This is a genomic window from Flavobacterium pygoscelis, from assembly GCF_023162025.1.
GTDB lineage: Bacteria > Bacteroidota > Bacteroidia > Flavobacteriales > Flavobacteriaceae > Flavobacterium > Flavobacterium pygoscelis.
Map to the genome: position 1 here is coordinate 1 of NZ_JALNUB010000002.1, position 2761 is coordinate 2761.

The following is a 2761-nucleotide window of genomic DNA, read 5'->3' on the forward strand; positions in this document are numbered from 1 at the left end:
GACTTTGCTGAATTTGCCAAATCTAAGAATATTATTTTAAGTACAACTCAAAACTCAAGCCCTTATGAAAACGCCGTAGCAGAAAGAATTAACGGAATTTTAAAACATGAATTTGGACTAAACAAGACTATTGCTAATTTAAAAACAGCTGAAAAAATGGTTAAACAAGCTATCGAAATTTACAATAATGAGCGTAGACATTGCTCTCTTGAAATGAAAACACCAAATTATGCACATCTAAATCAAATACATGAATACAAGTCTTATAAAAACAAAAAAAATACTACTTTAGCTACGTAGGAATGTTGACAAGTTTGGAAAAAAATCCCTTCAAAGATTTTTTCTAAACTTATCAATATTACGTCAATAATAAACTATTTTTGAAATTATACAGTAACCAAAAATAGTCAACCTATATTAGGACAAGACACGAACGAAACAGAAAAAATGAAATTTGACAGAAACTTAACTTTTACAATTGGAATAATACTAGTTATTATTAGTACATTTTTCATTTCAATTCTTCCAGGTTCACTATATTTTTATGGAATACCATTTTTTGTTTTTATATTAGGTCTAATTTTAGTTTGGTTAGGTAAAAGAAAAATTATGACAAAGATTTTATACACTATTACTCCTATCCTATTCTTTTTTACATATCAATATTTTTGGAAAGAATATGAAACTATTGAGCCAGAAACATTTTTAATTGCTGAAAATTATCGTGGTTGTGTAAGGATAATGTTCAACTCAAAATGTGGAGAAGAAATACAATATGAAAATAAGCGTAGATTATACAAAATCCCAAAAGACGGAGTATTATTAACAAAATTTAAAGACGAACAAGGTTTTATAGATTATGAATTTTATCTTGTTGACGAAAATGGTAAACGACTAAAAATTGAACAACTTGACGTAAGAGATTTTAATGAAGAATGGACAACCGAAAAAAATCCAAAAGAACCGTCACGAGATAAATTAGGGATTTTTCACGTAGGTAGAACTTATAGTGATGGTAGTTCTGAATTTTATGTTTCTACATACAAAGATTTAGACTCACAATTTGGATTTAAATATATGCAGAAATTTGACAGTATAATGACAAAGAAAATATCGAATTGTAAATAAAAAATACTACCGCCAACAGTGGTTTTGAAAGATTGCGAAAATTGTGCTAAATTCACATATATCTTTCGCAAGAAATTTTATCTTAGGGGAAAAATCTCGGTTACGAAGTTCGCAACCTTTCAAAGCCACAAAACGTTGGCAGTAATATTACCGAAAAAACAGAAAATTGGACATAACTAAAAGACATCATTATATACCTGAATTCTTTATAAAAGGATTTACTGGCGAAGATAAAATGGTTTCTGTTTTTAATAAAGAAACTGGGAAATTGGATAATGCTCGCAAAAGTCCTAAACAAGTTTTTTTTGAATGGAATAGAAATACTTTCAAAATTAATGGAGAAGATAATGATTTCGTTGAAATGCTTTACCAATTTGGAGAAACGAAATTTTCTGATACTTACAGAATGATAATTGGTAATCAAGAATCTTTCCAATTTAATGCTTTCGAAAAACTACATTTAATGTATTTTATTTCTGAACTACATTGGCGTGTACCAAATCAAGATATCGAATTTCTTGACCATATAGACCAAATTAATTCTGAAAGTTCAAGTTTGCAGATTCGAAATAAAAATTCTGGAGAAACTATATCGCAAAAATTATATAGTGAATTAATTAAAAATCCTCCAATATCTGAAGCTTTTAAAATGATAAAGGCGATAGAAGATTTTGACGAAATCGTAAAAGAAGTAAAAATAGAAGACTGGAAATTATATTCTGTTGAAATAAACAATCCACAACTAAATTTACTGTCAGACAATCCCGTAATAATAAGAGATTATAAAAGTAATATTCTAAAATCGGAATTAATCTTTTCGTTATCAAAAGGCAAGACAGTTTATCATACGAATGGTAAGATTTTAAATGAAATTCCTGCTGAAAATAGAATTAGAGTTGATGTTTTAGCGTTTTTACAATCAAAAAAATTTGTTTGTGGACCAAAAGCTGAATACTTAAAAGATATAGCAGAATATGCAAAGTTTTATGATACAGAAAATAAAATTGAAAAATTGAAAGAAAACGTATTCGATATCTTTAAATAGAAAAAATACTACTGCCAACAGCCGTTTGGCGAGATTGGGGTTTTAGGCTTAATTTGAAAATGATTTTGTACTTGGAAAATTTGTGTTTAATGGAAAAATCTCGCATCTTTACTCCCCAACCTCGCCAAGCGCCAAGACGTTAGCGGTCAGCAGTGTTGGAGCAAATAAAACTGGAGTGAAATAGAAAATATTTAGAATTTAAAAATATAAATTTCATCGATTTTTTTTAAGTTTTTAAGATTAAAATTGAAGGTGATTATGTTTGTAGAAAGCAGAAGATTAAAAGTTGGAATCTGATTAAGTTTGCAGCATATGGAAACTGGAATATTGGAATTTATCGAGATAAGAAAAGAGAAAAATGAAGATATTAGCTAAATATTGAAATGATAAATAGAAGCTTAAAAAGCGAAATTTTGTCGATTTTTTTGGGATTTTAAAGTGATAGAAGATGCTTAATAAAATATTTGGCCGAAATTATAAAGGCAATAATTATAATTTGTAATAGACATTTACAATAAATAGACTGCCGAACCGCTAACAGCCGTTTGCCGTGATTGCGGGTTTAGTGGAATTAACGTTTTTATTCAT

At 28.4% G+C, this 2761-nt stretch carries 3 protein-coding genes; all 3 read left to right on the forward strand.

Annotation, left to right across the window (positions count from 1 at the left end; genetic code table 11):
• The coding region (locus MW871_RS02240) for an integrase core domain-containing protein (protein ID WP_248427411.1) at positions 1–300 on the forward strand (300 nt) is incomplete at its 5' end.
• A 309-nt stretch (positions 301–609) separates the two neighbouring features.
• Positions 610–1128, forward strand: a complete 519-nt coding sequence (locus MW871_RS02245) for a DUF6843 domain-containing protein (RefSeq protein WP_248427412.1) — start codon at positions 610–612, stop codon at positions 1126–1128.
• A 166-nt stretch (positions 1129–1294) separates the two neighbouring features.
• Positions 1295–2173: a DUF4238 domain-containing protein gene (locus MW871_RS02250; RefSeq protein WP_248427413.1), complete on the forward strand. Its 879-nt coding sequence runs from the start codon at positions 1295–1297 to the stop codon at positions 2171–2173.
• Positions 2174–2761: the final 588 nt, after the last annotated feature.

Excerpts from the sequence above, each read along its gene's own strand:
- MW871_RS02245 (WP_248427412.1), top strand. The coding sequence starts at position 610 with ATGACAAAGATTTTATACACTATTACTCCTATCCTATTCTTTTTTACA.